General features: G+C 65.9%; 16 protein-coding genes and 3 pseudogenes. 7 read left to right on the top strand and 12 right to left on the bottom strand.

What is annotated here, in order from left to right; translation table 11 throughout:
- Nucleotides 1–2: 2 nt before the first annotated feature.
- Complete coding sequence (locus JWP83_RS05490; RefSeq protein WP_297726899.1) at nucleotides 3–1,574, top strand: acyl-CoA synthetase; 1,572 nt, start codon at nucleotides 3–5, stop codon at nucleotides 1,572–1,574.
- A 69-nt stretch (nucleotides 1,575–1,643) separates the two neighbouring features.
- Here JWP83_RS05490 and JWP83_RS05485 read toward each other — a convergent pair whose 3' ends face one another.
- From JWP83_RS05485 to JWP83_RS05475, 3 genes and pseudogenes are all read right to left on the bottom strand, one after another.
- Nucleotides 1,644–2,042 carry an SMP-30/gluconolactonase/LRE family protein gene (locus JWP83_RS05485; protein WP_297726896.1) on the bottom strand — a complete coding sequence of 133 codons (399 nt, stop codon included), beginning with the start codon at nucleotides 2,040–2,042 and terminating at the stop codon, nucleotides 1,644–1,646.
- A gap of 25 nt (nucleotides 2,043–2,067) precedes the next feature.
- A complete protein-coding gene (locus tag JWP83_RS05480; protein WP_297726893.1) occupies nucleotides 2,068–2,481 on the bottom strand; it encodes an SMP-30/gluconolactonase/LRE family protein in 414 nt (137 codons plus the stop codon).
- 219 nt (nucleotides 2,482–2,700) lie between these two features.
- A pseudogene (locus tag JWP83_RS05475) lies at nucleotides 2,701–2,916 on the bottom strand (coniferyl aldehyde dehydrogenase); the annotation flags it as partial.
- Between the two features lie 126 nt (nucleotides 2,917–3,042).
- Between JWP83_RS05475 and JWP83_RS05470 the strand changes: the two are divergent.
- The 5 genes and pseudogenes from JWP83_RS05470 to JWP83_RS05450 all read left to right on the top strand — a co-directional run bounded on the left by JWP83_RS05470 (nucleotide 3,043) and on the right by JWP83_RS05450 (nucleotide 7,030).
- Entirely contained in the window at nucleotides 3,043–4,251 is a 1,209-nt protein-coding gene (locus JWP83_RS05470) for a cytochrome P450 (RefSeq protein WP_297726890.1), read from the top strand.
- A 23-nt stretch (nucleotides 4,252–4,274) separates the two neighbouring features.
- Nucleotides 4,275–5,489 (top strand): CaiB/BaiF CoA-transferase family protein, encoded by a 1,215-nt coding sequence (locus JWP83_RS05465; protein ID WP_297726887.1) that lies wholly within the window; start codon nucleotides 4,275–4,277, stop codon nucleotides 5,487–5,489.
- Nucleotides 5,490–5,505: 16 nt separating this feature from the next.
- Nucleotides 5,506–5,661 (top strand): annotated as a pseudogene (locus tag JWP83_RS05460) (thioesterase family protein); the annotation flags it as partial.
- Between the two features lie 200 nt (nucleotides 5,662–5,861).
- Nucleotides 5,862–6,293 (top strand): DUF6069 family protein, encoded by a 432-nt coding sequence (locus tag JWP83_RS05455; RefSeq protein WP_297726885.1) that lies wholly within the window; start codon nucleotides 5,862–5,864, stop codon nucleotides 6,291–6,293.
- Nucleotides 6,294–6,310: 17 nt separating this feature from the next.
- Nucleotides 6,311–7,030, top strand: coding sequence for an NAD(P)-dependent oxidoreductase (locus JWP83_RS05450; RefSeq protein ID WP_297726883.1), 720 nt, complete (start codon nucleotides 6,311–6,313; stop codon nucleotides 7,028–7,030).
- A 179-nt stretch (nucleotides 7,031–7,209) separates the two neighbouring features.
- Here JWP83_RS05450 and JWP83_RS05445 read toward each other — a convergent pair whose 3' ends face one another.
- The 7 genes from JWP83_RS05445 to JWP83_RS05415 all read right to left on the bottom strand — a co-directional run bounded on the left by JWP83_RS05445 (nucleotide 7,210) and on the right by JWP83_RS05415 (nucleotide 14,457).
- On the bottom strand, nucleotides 7,210–8,409 hold the full coding sequence (locus JWP83_RS05445) for an acyl-CoA dehydrogenase family protein (protein ID WP_297726880.1): 1,200 nt from the start codon (nucleotides 8,407–8,409) through the stop codon (nucleotides 7,210–7,212).
- A gap of 15 nt (nucleotides 8,410–8,424) precedes the next feature.
- Nucleotides 8,425–9,483, bottom strand: a complete 1,059-nt coding sequence (locus JWP83_RS05440) for an acyl-CoA dehydrogenase family protein (RefSeq protein ID WP_297726877.1) — start codon at nucleotides 9,481–9,483, stop codon at nucleotides 8,425–8,427.
- Nucleotides 9,484–9,485: 2 nt separating this feature from the next.
- The gene (locus JWP83_RS05435) at nucleotides 9,486–10,316 is read right to left on the bottom strand and encodes an amidohydrolase family protein (RefSeq protein WP_297726874.1); all 831 of its coding nucleotides are present in this window, start codon (nucleotides 10,314–10,316) and stop codon (nucleotides 9,486–9,488) included.
- Nucleotides 10,313–11,932, bottom strand: a complete 1,620-nt coding sequence (locus JWP83_RS05430) for an acyl-CoA synthetase (RefSeq protein ID WP_297726870.1) — start codon at nucleotides 11,930–11,932, stop codon at nucleotides 10,313–10,315. The genes JWP83_RS05435 and JWP83_RS05430 overlap by 4 nt, the downstream gene beginning before the upstream one ends.
- A 22-nt stretch (nucleotides 11,933–11,954) precedes the next feature.
- The gene (locus JWP83_RS05425; protein ID WP_297726866.1) at nucleotides 11,955–13,157 is read right to left on the bottom strand and encodes an amidohydrolase family protein; all 1,203 of its coding nucleotides are present in this window, start codon (nucleotides 13,155–13,157) and stop codon (nucleotides 11,955–11,957) included.
- Between the two features lie 29 nt (nucleotides 13,158–13,186).
- Nucleotides 13,187–14,029, bottom strand: coding sequence for an enoyl-CoA hydratase (locus tag JWP83_RS05420; RefSeq protein WP_297726864.1), 843 nt, complete (start codon nucleotides 14,027–14,029; stop codon nucleotides 13,187–13,189).
- A gap of 155 nt (nucleotides 14,030–14,184) precedes the next feature.
- Nucleotides 14,185–14,457, bottom strand: a complete 273-nt coding sequence (locus tag JWP83_RS05415) for a GlsB/YeaQ/YmgE family stress response membrane protein (protein WP_297726860.1) — start codon at nucleotides 14,455–14,457, stop codon at nucleotides 14,185–14,187.
- Nucleotides 14,458–14,613: 156 nt separating this feature from the next.
- Between JWP83_RS05415 and JWP83_RS05410 the strand changes: the two genes are divergently transcribed.
- Nucleotides 14,614–14,853, top strand: coding sequence for a CsbD family protein (locus JWP83_RS05410; protein WP_297726857.1), 240 nt, complete (start codon nucleotides 14,614–14,616; stop codon nucleotides 14,851–14,853).
- Nucleotides 14,854–14,951: 98 nt separating this feature from the next.
- Here JWP83_RS05410 and JWP83_RS05405 read toward each other — a convergent pair.
- Both JWP83_RS05405 and JWP83_RS05400 read right to left on the bottom strand, forming a co-directional pair.
- Nucleotides 14,952–15,960 (bottom strand): annotated as a pseudogene (locus JWP83_RS05405) (dihydrodipicolinate synthase family protein).
- 34 nt (nucleotides 15,961–15,994) lie between these two features.
- Nucleotides 15,995–16,792 (bottom strand): SDR family oxidoreductase, encoded by a 798-nt coding sequence (locus JWP83_RS05400; RefSeq protein ID WP_297726854.1) that lies wholly within the window; start codon nucleotides 16,790–16,792, stop codon nucleotides 15,995–15,997.
- Between the last annotated feature and the right edge of the window lie 58 nt (nucleotides 16,793–16,850).

Here is a 16,850-nt window from a genome sequence, read left to right as displayed (position 1 = left end):
TGATCCGGGGGGAGCGGCGCTACAGCTACGCACAGCTCCTCGAGCGCTCGAACCGGCTCGCCGCATACCTGCACTCGCGGGGCCTGGGGTGCCGCACCGAGCGCTCCGCGCTGGCCGGCCACGAGGTGGGTCAGGACTTGCTGGGCCTGTACGCCTACAACGGGAACGAATTCGTCGAGGCGCTGCTGGGGACCTTCCAGGCGCGAGTCGCCCCCTTCAACGTCAACTTCCGCTACGTCAAGAGCGAGCTGCAATATCTGCTGAAGGACGCCGGCGCGAGCGCCCTGATCTACCAGGCCGCGTTCGCACCCCGAGTCGCCGAAATCCTGCCGGATCTTCCGCAGCTGCGCGTCCTGATTCAGATCGCCGACGACTCCGGCTACGACTTGCTCTACGGCGCGGTGGATTACGAGGCCGTCCTGGCGTCCAATCCGCCGGAACCGCCGCGGGTGCAGCACTCCCCCGATGACCTGTACGTCCTGTACACCGGTGGCACGACGGGGATGCCGAAGGGCGTGCTCTGGCGCCAGCACGACATCTTCATGACGTCCTTTGGCGGGCGAAATCTCGTGACCGGCGAGCCCTTCGGCTCGGTCGACGAGATCGTTGCCGGAGCTGCGGCGGGCCCCGGGACCAAGTTGATGATCCTGCCCCCGCTGATCCACGGCGCCGCCCAGTGGAGCGTGATGACGGCGATCACCACCGGGCAGACCGTCGTCTTCCCTTCCGTCGTCGATCATTTCGACGCCGAAGACGTCGTCCGAACCATCGAGCGTGAGCGGGTGATTGCGGTGACGGTGGTCGGTGACGCCATGGCGCGACCCTTGGTCGCCGCCATCGAGAAGGGCATCGCCGACGTGTCGTCGTTGGCCGTGGTCGCCAATGGCGGCGCCTTGCTCACACCGTTCGTCAAGCAACGCCTCATCGAAGCGCTGCCGAACGCCGTGGTCATCGACGGCGTCGGATCGTCGGAAACAGGCGCGCAGATGCACCACCTGTCCACGTCGGGGGCGGTGTCGACCGGCACCTTCAACGCGGGACCCGACACCTTCGTGGCGGCCGAAGAATTGACCGAGATCCTCACACCCGGTCACGACGGCATGGGGTGGCTCGCGCAGCGCGGCTACGTTCCACTGGGCTACAAGGGCGACGCGGCCAAGACCGCCAAGACATTCCCGGTTATCGACGGGGTGCGGTACGCGATTCCCGGCGACCGCGCCATCCACCGCGCCGACGGCGCCATCGAACTGCTGGGCCGCGATTCGGTGACCATCAACTCCGGCGGCGAGAAAATCTTCGTCGAGGAAGTCGAAACCGCGCTCGCGTCGCATCCCGCGGTGGCCGACGTCGTGGTCGCCGGGCGGCCCAGCGAGCAGTGGGGCCAGGAGGTGGTTGCCGTGGTCGCGCTGGCCGAAGGCACGAGTGCCGATGCCGAGGAGCTGATCGAACACGCCGCGCAGTCTCTGGCACGCTACAAACTTCCCAAGACGGTCGTGTTCCGTCCGGTGATCGAGCGCAGCCCGTCGGGCAAGGCCGACTACCGGTGGGCGCACGAGCAGGCGGTGAACGGCTGACGGCTATACCGGCAGCCCTCGCGCCGATTTCTGATGCCGCCAACGACGACCACCCGATGCTTGCCTGATTCACCCACGCTGCGGCAGCCGGATTCTCAATAGCGCCTGGTGAAACGCGGCGGTGACGAGCAATTCGTTCTCGGACTCAGCGCCCAGGCACACGCTCGTCGGAAGCGTCCCAGCTGGCAACACCGTCACATCCAGGATTTCGCCCGTCTCGCCGACGAGGTCGAGTCGGTCTCCGCCGGTCAACGCCACCCAAGACGCTCCGTCGGCCCGAACCGCCATTCCCGCCGGCCATCCCCGCTCGAATGTGCACACCACCTCACCGGCGTGGCCATCGGGCAAGGCCGTCGCTCCCATCGGGTAACGTAGAAGCTGCGCGCCGGACGTCGCGGTCACCAACAGTCGGGTCGAATCCGGGCTGAAACCAAGGCCATTGATCCAAACCGGCCCGGATTCAAGCACCAATTCCTTTGCGCCGGTGGCTGTATCAACGGTCCACAGCCATCACCGGCTTGCTTTCGTCGGGGTGAAAGAAATCCATTTCGGCGCGGGTGTCGGTGACCCAGAGGCGGCCGTCGGGCCCCAACACGAGATCGTTCGGCGCGTCCATGCCTTCGGCGAGGAAGTCGACTCGGCCGTCGCGGATGACCTGCACGCCAGGCCCGGCTGTTGCGTCGGCACCGAAATTGCCGCCGTTCTGCGCGACGTAGATGGATCCGTCGGACCCGACGCAGAGACCGTTGGGCCCGCCGCCCGTGTCGATCCTTTCCGGTGAACCCCCGCCCGGGTCCATGATGTACACGCAGCCGTGACTGACCGAGGCCACCGCGACCCTACCGTCGGGCAGGTAGGCGGGCCCTTCGGTGAATCCCAAACCATCGGCGATCATTTCGATCGTCATCAGGTCACCTTCTTCGGCGGTGAATAGCTTGGGCGGCCCAGACCCAACACCTGCTGAGGGATCATGTTACGGAAGACGTTGATGGTGCCGTCATAAATCCCCTTCAGCGGCGCCCCCGCGCCTTGGACCAGGCTACCGCGACGGACTCGAGGAATCGCCGGCCTCATCACCGGCGCCTGCTCTGCGCGGCTCGAACTGTTGAGCCGATAAGGGGCAGGCGATGCCGCACGGCCGCGCGGCGCGCGTGAGTTTGGTTGGCCGCATCCATTGGGCGACATGGAATCTCGTGTGCTCGATGACCGATAACATGCCGAGTGAACTCGGTGAACAGCGTCGCCGCCCGCGATCGGGTGCCGAAATCGGCGGCCATGGCGTCGACAAACGCATCGGTGGCGGCACGTCGGCCATGAAGGCTCGTCTTTGTCGGTCCAGCATCACTCCCAGCGCCGCGCGCTGCCCATCGATCGTGCTGTGCGCCGTGCCCATATTGTCTACTGTAATAATTACAGTACGATCTTACGCAACGACAGCCTGTTCCTGCTGAAGATGCTGGAGATCTAGGTGACGACCAACGTTTCGACCGGCTCCCAAACCGGCCAAGAGACCGTCAGCCTGCGTGATCCCTACCCGTACTTCGCTCACAAGCGACGGCAGGCCGGCGTGTTCCGCGGGACGGTCATGGACTACTCCAAGACGCCCGAGTCACTGTTGCCCAAGAACGAGTACTCCGCGGTCTCGTTCGACGCGGTGAACGCGGTGTTTCGCGACGGCCGGATCTTCAGCTCCGCGCCGTACGACAAGACGATTGGCCTGTTCATGGGGCCGACCATTCTGGCGATGGAGGGAAAGAAGCATCGCGACCATCGCAACCTGGTGTCCGCGGCATTCAAGTCCAAAGCCCTGGCCCGGTGGGAGAACACCGTCGTGCGGCCGATCTGCAACGCGCTGATTGACGAGTTCATCGACACGGGCGAAGCCGACCTGGTCCGGCAATTCACCTTCGAAGTCCCCACCCGCGTCATCGCCCAACTGCTGGGACTGCCGGCCGACGATCTGCCGGTGTTTCGCAAGCGCGCCGTTGAGTTGATCAGCTACCACGTCGACTACGAGCGCGCGTTCGAGGCGTCGGCGGCGCTGAAGGATTACTTCGTCGGGCAGATCGAGCAGCGCAAGTCCAAGCCCACCGAGGACATCATCGGCGACCTGGTCACCGCCGAGATCGATGGCGAAAGGCTCAGCGACGAGGCGATTTACTCCTTCCTGCGTCTGCTGCTGCCCGCCGGGCTGGAGACCACGTACCGGTCGTCGGGAAACCTGCTGTATCTGCTGCTCACTCACCCCGATCAGTTCGCGGCGGTGCAAGCCGAGCGCGAGCTCATCGGCCAGGCAATCGAGGAAGGGCTGCGCTTCGAGACGCCGCTGACCACGGTGCAGCGGTTCACGACGGAAGACACCGAGCTCGACGGAGTCGAGATTCCGGCGCGCGCGGTGATCGGCGTGTGCATCGGTTCCGCGAACCGCGACGAGCGGCGCTGGGAACGTTCGGAACAGTTCGACATCTTCCGTAAGCACATGCCGCACATCTCCTTCGCCGCCGGCGAGCACACCTGTCTGGGTCTTCACCTGGCGCGGCTGGAAACCCGGGTCGCGGTCGAATGCCTGCTGAATCGGCTGACCAACGTCACCCTGCTGTCCGACGGCGATCCACACATCGACGGCCAGCCCTTCCGTTCGCCGACAGCCCTTCCGGTGACGTTCGACGCGAAGTAGTGTCGGAGGAAATGGTGAAGGTAATGGCGGGCTTTCGGGTCCTGGAGCTTGCGCAGTTCACGTTCGTCCCGGCAGCGGGGGCGATCCTCGCCGACTGGGGCGCAGACGTCATCAAAGTCGAGCACCCGGTGCGCGGCGACACCCAGCGCGGCTTCCTCAACATGGGCGGCATCCAGGTCGACCCGGACCGGCACCCGCTGATGGAGCATCCCAACCGGGGCAAGCGCAGCGTCGGGATCGATGTTTCCACGTCGGGCGGCCAGGAAGTGATCTACGAACTGGCCAAGACGTCCGACGTGTTCCTGACCAACTACATGCCCGCACAGCGGCAGAAGCACAAGTTCGACGTCGAGCACCTCCGCGCGGTGAACCCGAACATCGTCTACGCCCGCGGTTCGGCTTACGGGGACAAGGGAGCCGAGCGTGACGTCGGCGGCTACGACGGGACGGCGTTCTGGACGCGCAGCGGGGTCGGGTACGCGCTGACGCCGGAGGAGCTGGGTGGCGCACTGGGCCAAGGCATTCCGGCGTTCGGCGACTCCATCGGCGGCATGTTCATCGCCGGCGGCATCTCGGCCGCGTTGCTGCACCGCGAGCGCACCGGCGAGGCCCTCGAAATGGATGTGTCGTTGCTGAGCACGGCCTGGTGGGCGGCGGGCGCCAGCGTGACGCAGGGCATGGAGACCGGAGAGGTCATGCGAACGTCCATGCCGGGTTCCCTCGCGGCATCGGTGAATCCCTTCATGGGCAACTACCAAACCTCCGACGGCGGCACGATCAACCTGTGCATCATCAGCCCGACGGGAATCATCCGCGACACCTTCGAGCACCTCGGCATCCCCGAGGCCGCCGACGATCCCCGCTTCTCCGATGTGCTCCCGCTGATCCAGAACGCCGACGCGGCCGCCGAGCTGATCGCGAAGGCCGTCGCCGCCAAGCCTTTTGAGTACTGGCGCCGGCATCTGAAGACGATGAAGGGTCAGTGGGCCCCGTTCCAGAGCCTGATCGACCTGACCGACGACGAGCAGGCCATCGCCAACGACATGATCGCCGAGGTCGAACTAGCAAGCGGCGGAAAGCCATTCCGCGTGGTGCGTGGGCCGGTACAGTTCAACCATGAGCCGCTGGTGACAACCCGCGCGCCGCAAGCCTCCGAGCACACCGAGATCGTCTTGATGGAGCTCGGCATGGACTGGGACCGCATCGCCGAACTCAAAGAGTCGGGAGCCATCGCGTGAATGCGCCGGACCAGAAGTGAGCGGCGCCTATTACGAGCTTATCGATCCACACGATCCACTCGGTGAAAGGTTCAGCGCGTCCGATCACGTGATCAGTACGTGGCCGCCGACGATGCAGAACGCCGCACCCCTGTCAGCACTGCTGGTGCGCGCCCTGGAGCGCTGCTCGCCCCCCGGCACCGCCGCCGCGACGATCCCGACCACCTGAGCCTCGCCGAGCGTGTACTCAGCGCGAAACGACCGCCGATTTCTCGCACTGACTGCACGTTCGGCGACGCCGCACCTGTAACTTTCGGCCGGCCCGTTTCGTCGTAGTAGCGGGCAGGCAAGAAGCCCTTGCCCGCAAAGCAGGTGGCCGAAAGGGAATTCGCGATGTCGCATATGGCTGGGCAACTGGCGGTCCACAACGCCCGGTGGCCCGCCGGCCGGGTGGTGGCGATCGGGATCGCCGCGGCGGCAACAGGTCTGGCGTGGCTCCTGGGGCGGTTGGCGGACGTCGATTACATCGTCGATACGCCGACCGGCACCCGGCAAATCACCCTCGCGCTGACCATCGTCGCGACCGTGGCCGCGGGACTGGCCGGCTGGATCGTGATCGCCCTGCTGGAGCGGTACACCTCATCCGCCCGGGGCGTGTGGATCGCGCTGACCATGGTCGTTCTCGTGCTATCCATCGTGCCGGTGTTCTTCACGACCGCGAACCTAGGCACCCAACTCATGTTGACCGCGTTGCACTGTGTCGCCGCCGCGGTCCTGATCCCCGCCCTGCCCCGGCGGTACACGACGGCAACCCGCCGCCGGTAACTATCGAAGGAGTCCTCATGCAAATCGTGATCTTCGGCGCCAACGGATTGACCGGACGGCTGCTGACGCGTCGGGTGCTCGACGCCGGTCACTCGGCTGTGGCCGTGACCCGGCGGCCCGACGAGTTCCCCATCTCCGACGTGCGGCTGACCGTCGCAGGCGCGGACGTGCTGCGCGACGGCCTCGCCGGGATCGTCGCGGGCGCCGACGCCGTGCTATCGACGCTCGGTGTGCCGTTCACCCGCCAGCCGGTCGACACGTATTCCGTCGGCACCCGCAATGTCGTGACCGCGATGCGCGAGTCCGGCGTCAACCGGCTTGTCGTGGTCAGTTCCATCGGCGCCTACCCCGCGCCCGGCCGGCGCCATACGCCGCTGGCGTTACGGCTCGTCGAGCCGATCATCACCCGCACCATTGGCAAGACCGTGTACGACGATATCCGGCGGATGGAAGGGTTGGTGCGCGAAAGCGACCTGGACTGGACGATCGTGCGCCCGTCGGGATTATTCGATTTGCCTCAGCGTACGAATTATGTTGCGGGAGAAATTGATCCGGTAGGCGCATTCACGGCCCGCATCGACCTGGCGGACTACCTCGTCAAACTTGCGCAAGACGGGATGGCAAGGCGGCAGACCGTTGTCGTCTCGACAACGGAGCACACGCCGACGGTGTGGGAAATGGTCCGGCGCGAGGCCTTCAAGAGCGACGCGCACGCGACGAATGCCGCGGCGTCGTGATTGACCTACGCGGTGAGCCGGTGCGCAACGCCGAGATGGAGGTCCGGTCCCTTACCGGCATCGGCGCCGGGAAGGCCGTCACCGCCCACTGGCCGAGAACCGGCCCCACCTCTTGACCGAGCGTGTAATCGCTGCGACGACACGCCGACGCCGGTCGCAGCGGTTACACGTTCGTCGCGTCAGGAAGCTTTCGGCGGTGAGTAGTTCGGCTTGCCCAGCCCGAGCGTGTATTGGCCGATCATGTTGCGGAACACCTCGAGCGTGCCACCGTAGATACCCACCAAGGGAGCGAACCGGTAGGCGTACTCGGCGCTGCCGTCGTCGGCGGCCTCGGCGCCATCGGCGCCGGGCGGTAAGGCCGAGGCGGCCCCGAGGATGTCCATCAGATCCGGGGAGATGTCCCGCATGGTTTGTGCGATGGCGACCCGGCCGAAGATGCTCGGGGACGACAGCGCAATCTCCACCCGGGCGGCGCTGCGGCCCAAGCGGTAGGCGACGGATTTGTCGTCGATCAACCGGTGCCCGTCGGGGCCGGGCCGGGCCACGCGCGCCGCGGCCTTGTCGACGGCCTCCGACATGAATCCCGCCTGGTGCATCATGATTGAGGTGTCCTGCAGCCCGTCGCGCGCCGCCGCAACCGCACCGTGCTCGACGTTGAGCGGCTCGCGCAGCACGGTCCAGCCGGCGTTCACGTCCCCCAGCCGGTACTTGTCGTCGACGCGAACGTCGGTGTAGTAGACGATGTTGGTCCGGTCGCCGTCCACCGTGCGGATGCCCTGGATATCGACGCCCGGCAAATCCAGCGGAACCAGAAACATGGTCAGGCTCTTGTGCTTCGGCGCCTCCGGGGCGGTGTTGGTGATCAGGAACACGTACTGGCAGTTGTGCGCGCCGGTGGTGAACATCTTGGAGCCGTTAATGACCCAGCTGGATCCATCCGCCTCCCGCACCGCGCGGGTCTTGCAGGTGGCGACGTCAGAGCCGCCTTCGGGCTCGGTGTAGCCAAGGCAGAGCCGGACCTCGCCGCTGAAGACCTTTGGCAGCACCTCCTCACACAGTTCCGGTGAGCCGAACTTCGCCACCGAGCGCGCCACCATGGCGGTGGTGCCCCATGTCACCCAGGGCACGTGCACCCGCCGCTTCTCCAGCTCCCAGATGCGGCGGCGGACCCGGGTGAACCCACCCTCGGACTCCGGCTTCCACTCGGCCTCCAAATAGCCTGCGGCGCCGAACTTCAGGTGCAGTCCCTCGTCGAAGTTGTCGCCGGTCTCGCGGTCGCGACGCCTGACCTCTTCGGTCATGTGGGTGCTCAGGAAATTCCGCGACTCCTCGAGGAAGGCCTGATCTTCCTCGGTCAGCTCGACTCGGGAGAAGTCCATCGTTTCGCTCCAGTCCTACGCGGGCTGTGGTGTGTTCTCGCGGGCCGCGACGATCTCGGCGACGCGCAGGGCGGTGGCGCCGGGGTCGCCGCCGGCCAGCGGCCATCCCCTGGCGCGCACCAGATACGCCGTGGCCGCGGCTTCGGAGGAAACCCCGAGGCCGCCTTGGATGTGCACCGCCATCGTCGCCGCCTTGGCGGCCTCCTCGGCCATGAAGACGAAGGCCGACGGCGCCAGCTCGCGTCGCTCGTCGGGTTCGTTGTCGAGGAACCAGGCGGCCCGGCGGGCGAGGTTACGCCCGCCCTGGACGGTGATGGCCATGTTCGCCAGCGGGTGCGAGATGGCCTGCAGCGTCGAGATCGGCACGCCCAGCGTGTAGCGGGTCTTGGCGAACTCCGCCGCGATGGTCATCGTCTCCTCGACCAGACCCACCAGGGCCGCCGCGGTCAGTAGCCGCCATTCATCCAGGGCCCGTTGGTAACTCGTCACCGCATCGGGGCCCTGGCCGATGACCGTGCGGGTGTCCGCGGCGGCCGGGTCCACCCAGGCCATCGGCAACCGGCCGATGTTGTCGACCTTGGCCGGCCGGGTCCCGAACGTCAGGCGGACGAGCTCATCGCCGTCACGCACGATGATGTGGTCGGCGATCGCTCCCGTCGGAATCAGCCGGACGCCCGGCGGACTGTCGATGCGGGCATCGAGTCCGGCGACCTGTTCACCGTTGGCCACACCGGCGGCGTCGGCGTCCAGTCCTCCCAGGCGCCCGAGCAACCGCGCGGCGCACACGTGGTCGATCCACGGGACCGGGGCCAGCGACCGGCCGGTCTCCTCGGCCACCAGGGTGAGATCGACCAGCGTCGCACCGTCACCGCCGCAGGACTCCGGCAGGGCCATCGTGGTCGCGCCCATCGCGCACAGCCGCTCCCACAGGTTCTTGTCGAAGCCGGACGGTTCTGCGGCGCGGACCGTTTCGATCGAGCAATGGGTCTTGAAGAATTGCTTGTAGGCATTCTGCAACGCGACGTGATCCCCGGACAGGCTGTAGTCGAGTCGGCGCAGTTCGAAGCGGTCCATGGTCAGTGCTCCCGTCCGAAGAAGAATTCCTGAGCGTTGTTGTAGAGGTAGTTGTCCAGCACCTCTGGGGGCAGGTCCAGCGCACGCGCTTCGGGTATCACTCGGCGCATGCGCAGCACCGGCCAGTCCGACGCGTAGATCACCTTGTCCGGGCCACGCGTCCGCATGTAGTGCAGCAGGCTGTCCGGCAGCCGCTTGGGTGACCACGCCGAGGTCATCAGCCGCAAGTTGGCGTACTTGAGCAGCAACCGAATCGCGACATCCCACCACGGGTCGGCGCCGTGGATCATGCACAGCTTCAGCTCGGGAAAACGCACGCACACCCGATCCAGGTGCATGGGATGCTGCACCTCTCCGGGAATCGGTGGCCCCGGGATGCCGGTGTTGATGCACAGCGGGAGGTAGAGCTCCGCGCATTTGGCGTAGAGCGGGTAGTAGACGGCGTCGCTGGGCGGGTACTGCCCGTCGCCCCAAAAGCTCGGTCCCACTACCGCATACGCCACCGGCAGGTCGCCCACGATAGCCGTCAACTCGCGCAACGACCGCACCGGACGCAGCAGGTTGATCCCACCCATCGCCAGGGCGAACCGGTCCGGCCTGGCTTCGATGAACTTGCGCGCGGTGGTGGACGGGCCGGCCATCGAGTCCATCAGGATCGCCTTCTGCACGCCGTGGGAGTCCATCTCGTCGAGCAGCTCCGACAGGTCGACCGGTGCGAACATCGACTCCGGGCCCTTGAAGTAATCGTCCCGGACTTTGAGCATCCAGGTGGGCTGGGATTCGGCCTCGCCGAAGTGCACATTTATCAGGCAGTCAATCGCTTTGGTGTTCATGACACCTTCTCTTCGGCTTGTTCTCGGGCCCACCGATAGTTGGGCTTGCCGTTGCCGAGACGCTGAATCTGTTCGACGAAGATGAACGCCTTGGGCGCCTTGAAATGCGCCAGCTGCGAGATGCAGAAGGTATAGAGGGCACGCTCGTCGGCGCTCAGGTCGGTGCCCGGGTGTGGCGCGACGAGCGCGACGACTTCCTGGCCCCACCGCTCGCTTGGCCGTCCCACCACCAGGGCGTCGGCGACGCCCGGGTGTGCGCGCAGCACCTCCTCGACCTCCTCGACGAAGACCTTTTCGCCGCCGGTGTTGACGACCAGCGAGTCCCGGCCGAAAAGGCGGATGGTGCCGTCTTTCTCAACGGATGCCCGGTCGCCCGGTATCACCACCCGCTGACCCTCGACCTGCGTGAAGGTCCGTCGGGTGGCCTCGGCATCGTTGTAGTACCCCAGCGGAATCCGGCCGGTCCTGGCGGCCCACCCGATCTCCTGGTCACCGGGGCGCAGGAACCGGCTCCGGTCGGCGGATATGACGGAGGCGCCGGCCCTGGGTTCGAAGGTTTCGCTCGCGGTCCCGTCGCGGCTGTGCCCGAACGCCATGTTGCCGCTCTCCGAGGATCCGTAGCCCTCGATGATGGTGATGTGCGGGAGGCATTCCATCAGTGCCCGTTTGTATTTCGCGTTGGTGGCGGCTCCGCCGGTGCCGATGGCGTTGAGCGAGGACAAGTCGTAGCGGTGGGCGCGCAGTTCGGCGATCAGCGGCCCGGCGTAGGCGTCGCCGACCATCGTCATCATGCCCACCTTTTCGCGCTCGGCGGTTTCCCACACCGACCGTACGTCGAGCTTGTTGCGGTCGTCGTAGAGCACGACCAGCAGGCCCGCGCAAAGCGCCGCGAACGCGGTCCACATGCCGGCCGCGTGCATCAGCGGCGAAACCGCGAACCACGGCGGGCCTCCGTTACGCACCTTGTCGTGGATCTCGGTGACGCTCGCGTGGTCGGCACCCACCATCGACGACACGTACATGTCGCTCTGACGCCACAGGACCCCCTTGGGGCGTCCCGTCGTTCCGCCGGTACACATCATGATCAGGTCGTCCGGCGACCCCACCGGGGGAAAGCCCGTGCCGCCGGCCGCCGAGGCGTCGTCCAGCGACACCGCGCCCGGCAGTTCGGGTGCGCCGCTTCCGTCGTCGATGGACACCAGTAGCTCCGTCCCGGCGGGGGGCAGCACGTCGGCGAACCGGGCGCCGAGAGATCGGTGATAGATGATTCCCCGCGGCCGCACGTAGTCGAGGAGGTCGGCGATTTCGCGTGGCGAGTAGTGGTGGTTCACGTTGACCGGGATGGTGCGCGCCTTGAGGCATCCGATCACCATGTCGGGGTACAGGTCGTTGTACATGATGAGCGCGACCCGGTCTTGTCCGCATTCCCAGGGTTCGAGCGTCGCGCGCTCGGCGTAGGCCCCGAACCCCTTGCCGCTGAGGTAATTTGCGAGCCTGTCGGTGCGGCCGGCCGATTCGGCAAACGTGCTTCGGCGGTTTCCGCAGACGGTCATCAGACGGTCCGGGATGACGTCGGCGATGGCGTCAAGAACTGCGCCTACGGTCCATTCGCTCACTAGCGCAACCAGCCTCGAATAATCAAGCGACCGATCCGACTTGGACACCGAGCAGGTCTAGAGCGTTGTCGCGCATGATTTTTCGGATATCCGAATCGCTGAAATCTGCGAGCTCTTCGCAAAACGACAGCGGCGACTCGAGGCCTTCGCCGTGCGGCCAGTCGGAACCGAACAGGATCTTATCGATGCCGATAGCGTCGGCCAGCTCCGGCAGATCGTCCTCGTAGTAGGGCGCGATCCAGACATTGTTGCGCAACTGCTCCACCGGATCCTCGGGAAAATGCCGCGGATAAATGTTGGCCGCCTTCTTCAGGCGCTTGATCAGCCGGTGCACGAAGTACGAGCCGTTTTCGATGCTGACCGCCCTGAGTTTCGGATGACGGGTGAATACGCCGTGCACGATCATCGATGCCATCGTGTCGTGGATGGCGCGGTCGTCGAGGAGTACCTGCTCCAGCGGATCCTTTTCGCCGAACCCCTCGAACGTCGCCTTGCCTCCCCACTGCGCCGCAATGTGCACATATCCACTGTCGCTGAGGTGGAAGCCCACCGGTACGCCCGCCTCGGCCAGCCGGGCCCACACCGGGTCGTGACTGGGATCGCCCAGCGACCTCGGCTTGGCTACACCGGGCACCGGCGCCGGCCGTACCAGCACCAGCCTGGCGCCGCGTGCCAACACAAACTCGACCTCGTCGAGCGCCGCGGCAGGATCGGCCAGCGAAATGATCGGCGCGGCAACGATTCGGTGATCGGGCCGGTCGAAGCCCCAGTCCTCGTCGAGCCACAGGTTGAATGCGTGCACCGACGCGATCGTCGCCTCGATGTCATGCTTGAGCGCCTCCTCGACGCCGCACGCGAACGTCGGCAGCATGAACCCCGTCTCGATGTCCTGGCTGTCCATCACCGCGACCCGCGCATCGCGGTTCTGGTACTCGGGGTGGTTGGCCAGCCGCTCGACTTTCATCAGCGAGGCCGGATCGACACCTTCGGGAATCTCGCCGCGGAACAACAAGTCAAGGCAGCCCGGCACGATGATCGGGTCGAAGGTGGGGTTGGGGATGAAGTGGTTGACGCGGTCCCCGATCACGGCCCAGGTGCGCTTGCCGTCGGTGACCATCTGCACGCCGCGGCGCTTGAACCTCTTGTCCAAGTGGCGGGTGAAGGCATCCAACGGCTCGTAATAGTGATTGTCGACGTCGATCGCCTTGTAATCCAAGGTAGCCATGACCATCCTTTCCGGTACCACCGGCAAGATCAAACGTCGGTTGAAGTGAGCGAAGGGAATTGCGGCGGCCGCTTCTCGAGGAAGCTGGTGATCCCTTCGATGACGTCCGGGCGCGGCATCGCCTCGTGCAGCAGGACCTCGGCACGCGACGTGGCTTCTACGACATCGCGAGTGGCGTCGCCGTATACCTGCCGTTTGATCACCGCCATCGAAGCCGGCGAGCAGTTGCGCGCGATGTCCTCCGCGTATTCCAGGGCGCGGCTCATCAGATCTTCGGGCGCGACGACTTCTTTGACGAGGCCGAGTTCTGCCGCTTCCTCGGCGAGGAAGGTGCGCCCGCTCAACAACAGGTCGAGCGCGACTCCCCAGGTGGTCAGGCGCGGAAGTATCCAGGAGATGCCGAATTCGGCGATCAGCCCGCGGCGGGCGAACACGGCGGCGAACTTGGCCCCGGCGGCCGCGAAGCGGACATCGCACATCAGCGCCTGGGTCAGACCGATGCCGACGCAGGAACCGTTGACGGCCGCGATGACGGGCTTGCGCACCGTGGTCACGAAATGAGGCGGGCGTTCGCCGACCAACGCGGCCAGGTCCGTCTGACGCGCCTTCTCCATGGTCTTGCCGTAGGTGGCTGCCGAACTCCGCGCCCCCAGATACGCACCGGCGCAGAATCCCTTGCCCCGGCCGGTCACCACGATCACCCGGATGTCCGGGTCCGCTTCGGCTCGGTCGATCCCTGCGTAGAACCCGGCGGCGATGTCGGGACCCCAGGCGTTCAGGCGATCCGGGCGGTTGAAGGTGAGGATCGCAACGCCGCTCGCCGTGGCCTCGTAGAGCACCGCATCTTCGGAAGCACCGTCGCTGCCGGACATCTGCCGCGGCACCTCCTCACGCTTGCCTACCGGATCCAACCGATTTTGTACCCATACTGTATACCTATCGGTAGCGCATTCCACAACCGCCGCCACGCCCGGGCCAAACCCGATCCAACAGCGATTTTCGGGGCGCTGACCCGGTACCGATACCCCTAGCGGGACACCCGTCCGCGGCTGATCAACTTGACGATCGCCAGCAGGATCACCGCCCCCAGCAGACACGTCACAAACGACAACACGAGACCGCCGCCGGCGACGTTTACGCCAAAGCCGCGCAGCAGGAACCCACCGATCAAGCCGCCCACGATCCCGACCAGGATATTGAGAATCAACCCCATTTGGGCATCAGTTCCCGTGATTTTGCTGCCGACCCAGCCAGCCAAGCCCCCGATGAGGATCCAGCCAATGACACCCAGCGTGAGCACTGCCGATCCTTTCGATAGCGGGCACTGCGAAGCTGAAGCGAGTAGCTCTCACCGTAAAGCTACTTCTGTGGCGTGCGTCACGCCGGCAGATGTTTGCGTCGACGGGGTGTCTGGGAAGCCTTGAAGGAGCCAGCCATCAATGGGAGGGAGATGCAAATGGTTGACATCAAGACCGGCCCGGTCGAGTTCGTCAGGGGCATCGTCGAAGACGTCTTCGGGAAGACCAAGCAGGTCATCGGCGTCATCATCGGCCGCGACGACCTGATCGAGGAAGGCAAGGCTCAGCAGGACAAAGCCGAAGCCCAACGCAACGCTGGGCGGAAGGAAGCCGAGGCCGAGAAGGCCCGCGGCAAGGCGAAGGCGCACGAGTCGCGCGAGCGAGCCGAGCAGCAGTAATCAGCCAGTCCACGAAGCGGGCCCGGTTTCTCGCCGGGTCCGCTCCGTTGTGTAATCGGTTGCCCGGCCACGCTGTTGCCCGGCCACGCTGTTGATGGCTATGCCGCGATGAGCCCGAGCCGCCGGTAGGCCCTCTCGATCTGGGCCTTCGCCTCAGCCGGCAGCTCCGCTTGCGGCGGCCGGGAATGCGGATAGTCACCGATCGGCAGCCCCAGCAGTGAGGCGGCGTATTTGAAAGCACCACCCCAGTGGGTGAAGTAATCCGGGCGCCCCGGATAGCACGTCCACCACGATCCGACGTCGAGGTCGAACTGGTCCATCCCGGATTCGCGGCCGTAGTCCATCGCCTCGAGGAGCTTGTCACTCAGCACGAGATCCCAGTACTCGGAAAACAGGCGCCGCTGCGGGGTCTCGAACAGGTACCCGGCCGTGCCCAATTGCGCCGGGCAGACGATACCGGCACGCAACCATCCGGCGCGGTACACGGTCCTGTCGCATTCCCAGACCGCCAGGCCAGGCGCCAGCTCGTGCAGCCGCCGACTCGCCTCCGGCCGGAAGGCGCCCTCCTTGGTGGCGCACACCGCGGGCACCTCGTCATAGATCCGCGCGCTTTCGACCGGAGTCAACACGTAGCCCCGAGGACGGGGAGTTGAACATCCCCAGCGCGATATCGGTGCGCGCGGCGATGTACTTGAAGAACCTCAGCACGCCCTCGCCACCGTGGGCCTCCATCATCGGCGTTTGGATATAGGCGATGTCGGCGCCCGCCGCCTGGGCGTGCAGTGTCAATTCCAAACCGTCCTTCGCCGACGTCGCCGCTGTGCAGGCCTGCACAACGACGTCCGGATTCAGTCTGCGCGCCTCCTCGATTGCCACCTCCAGCAAGCGCTTTCGCTCGTCGATGGTCAACGACCAGAACTCGGCGATGCCGCTGGTGCACCACAACATCGGGTGTCCAAGGTCGCCGACGCAGTAGCGCACCAACGTCCGATAGGCGTCCCAGTCGATGTCATCACCGTCGGTGCCGCAGAACGGCGTGTAGAGGGAGTCGCCGATTCCCCGCAACGCCCCTCGCGCCCAAACGCGTGCCTCGCCAGCCGTCGCCACTGTTCACTCCTTCTGTCGGCCAAACGATTTCGAGTCAGGTGAAGTCCGAACCACCGTCGACGTTGATGTTCGCTCCGGTCATGTACGAGTTGCGCCGCGACGCCAGAAAGGCGGCGACCGGCCCGATCTCTTCCGGCAGGCCCGCCCGGGGCATTTGCGCGGGATGACCGAAATGCTTGGCAATGGCGTCCATCAGCGCGTAGGGGTCGCTGCCGTCGACGCCGACGGACTTCGCCCAGCCGACCAGCGACTCGGACGCGATGCTGCCCGGCGATACCACGTTGACCAAAATCTCGTCCTTGGCCAATAGCAGCGACAGGTTCTTCGAGACGCTCGTCAGCATCGACTTGGCCGCCGTGTAGGCGGGCAGCATGACGCTTTGTCGCTGAGTCGAGTGCGCAGAGAAGTTGACGATCCGCGCCCAGTGCGCCTTGCGCAGCAGCGGAAGTGCCGAACGGACGCAGCGCACCATGCCCATGACCCCGTCTTCGACGGCCCGGTGCCACTGTTCATCGCTCAAAACCTCGAAACTGCCTGCCGCGCCGGGCCCGACGGTATTGATCAGCACGTTCAGTTCGCCGTCCCAACGCTCACCGAGATCGGCGAACACCTTGTCGACCGCACCGGCGTCACCGACGTCGGCGACGAACCCGAGCGCATCCGGGCTCCCGCGGCCGCTCAAATCCGTCACCGCGGAGTCGAGCGCGTCACGGCTGCGGCCGACCACCGCGACGCGGGCGCCCTCGTCGGCAAGGCAGCGGGCCGTCGCCAGGCCCATGCCGCGACTTCCTCCGACTACCACCGCCGTGGCATTCGCCAGCCCTAGATCCATGGCCTAGTCCCGCTAAGTCCCCAGCCTCGTTTTCACGTGTCCAGGGGTTTTACCAAAA

Origin of the sequence: Mycobacterium sp., from assembly GCF_025965855.1 — a bacterium.
GTDB lineage: Bacteria > Actinomycetota > Actinomycetes > Mycobacteriales > Mycobacteriaceae > Mycobacterium.
The sequence above is the reverse complement of the archived record's forward strand: the minus strand, read 5'-3'. Positions and strand labels throughout refer to the sequence as shown.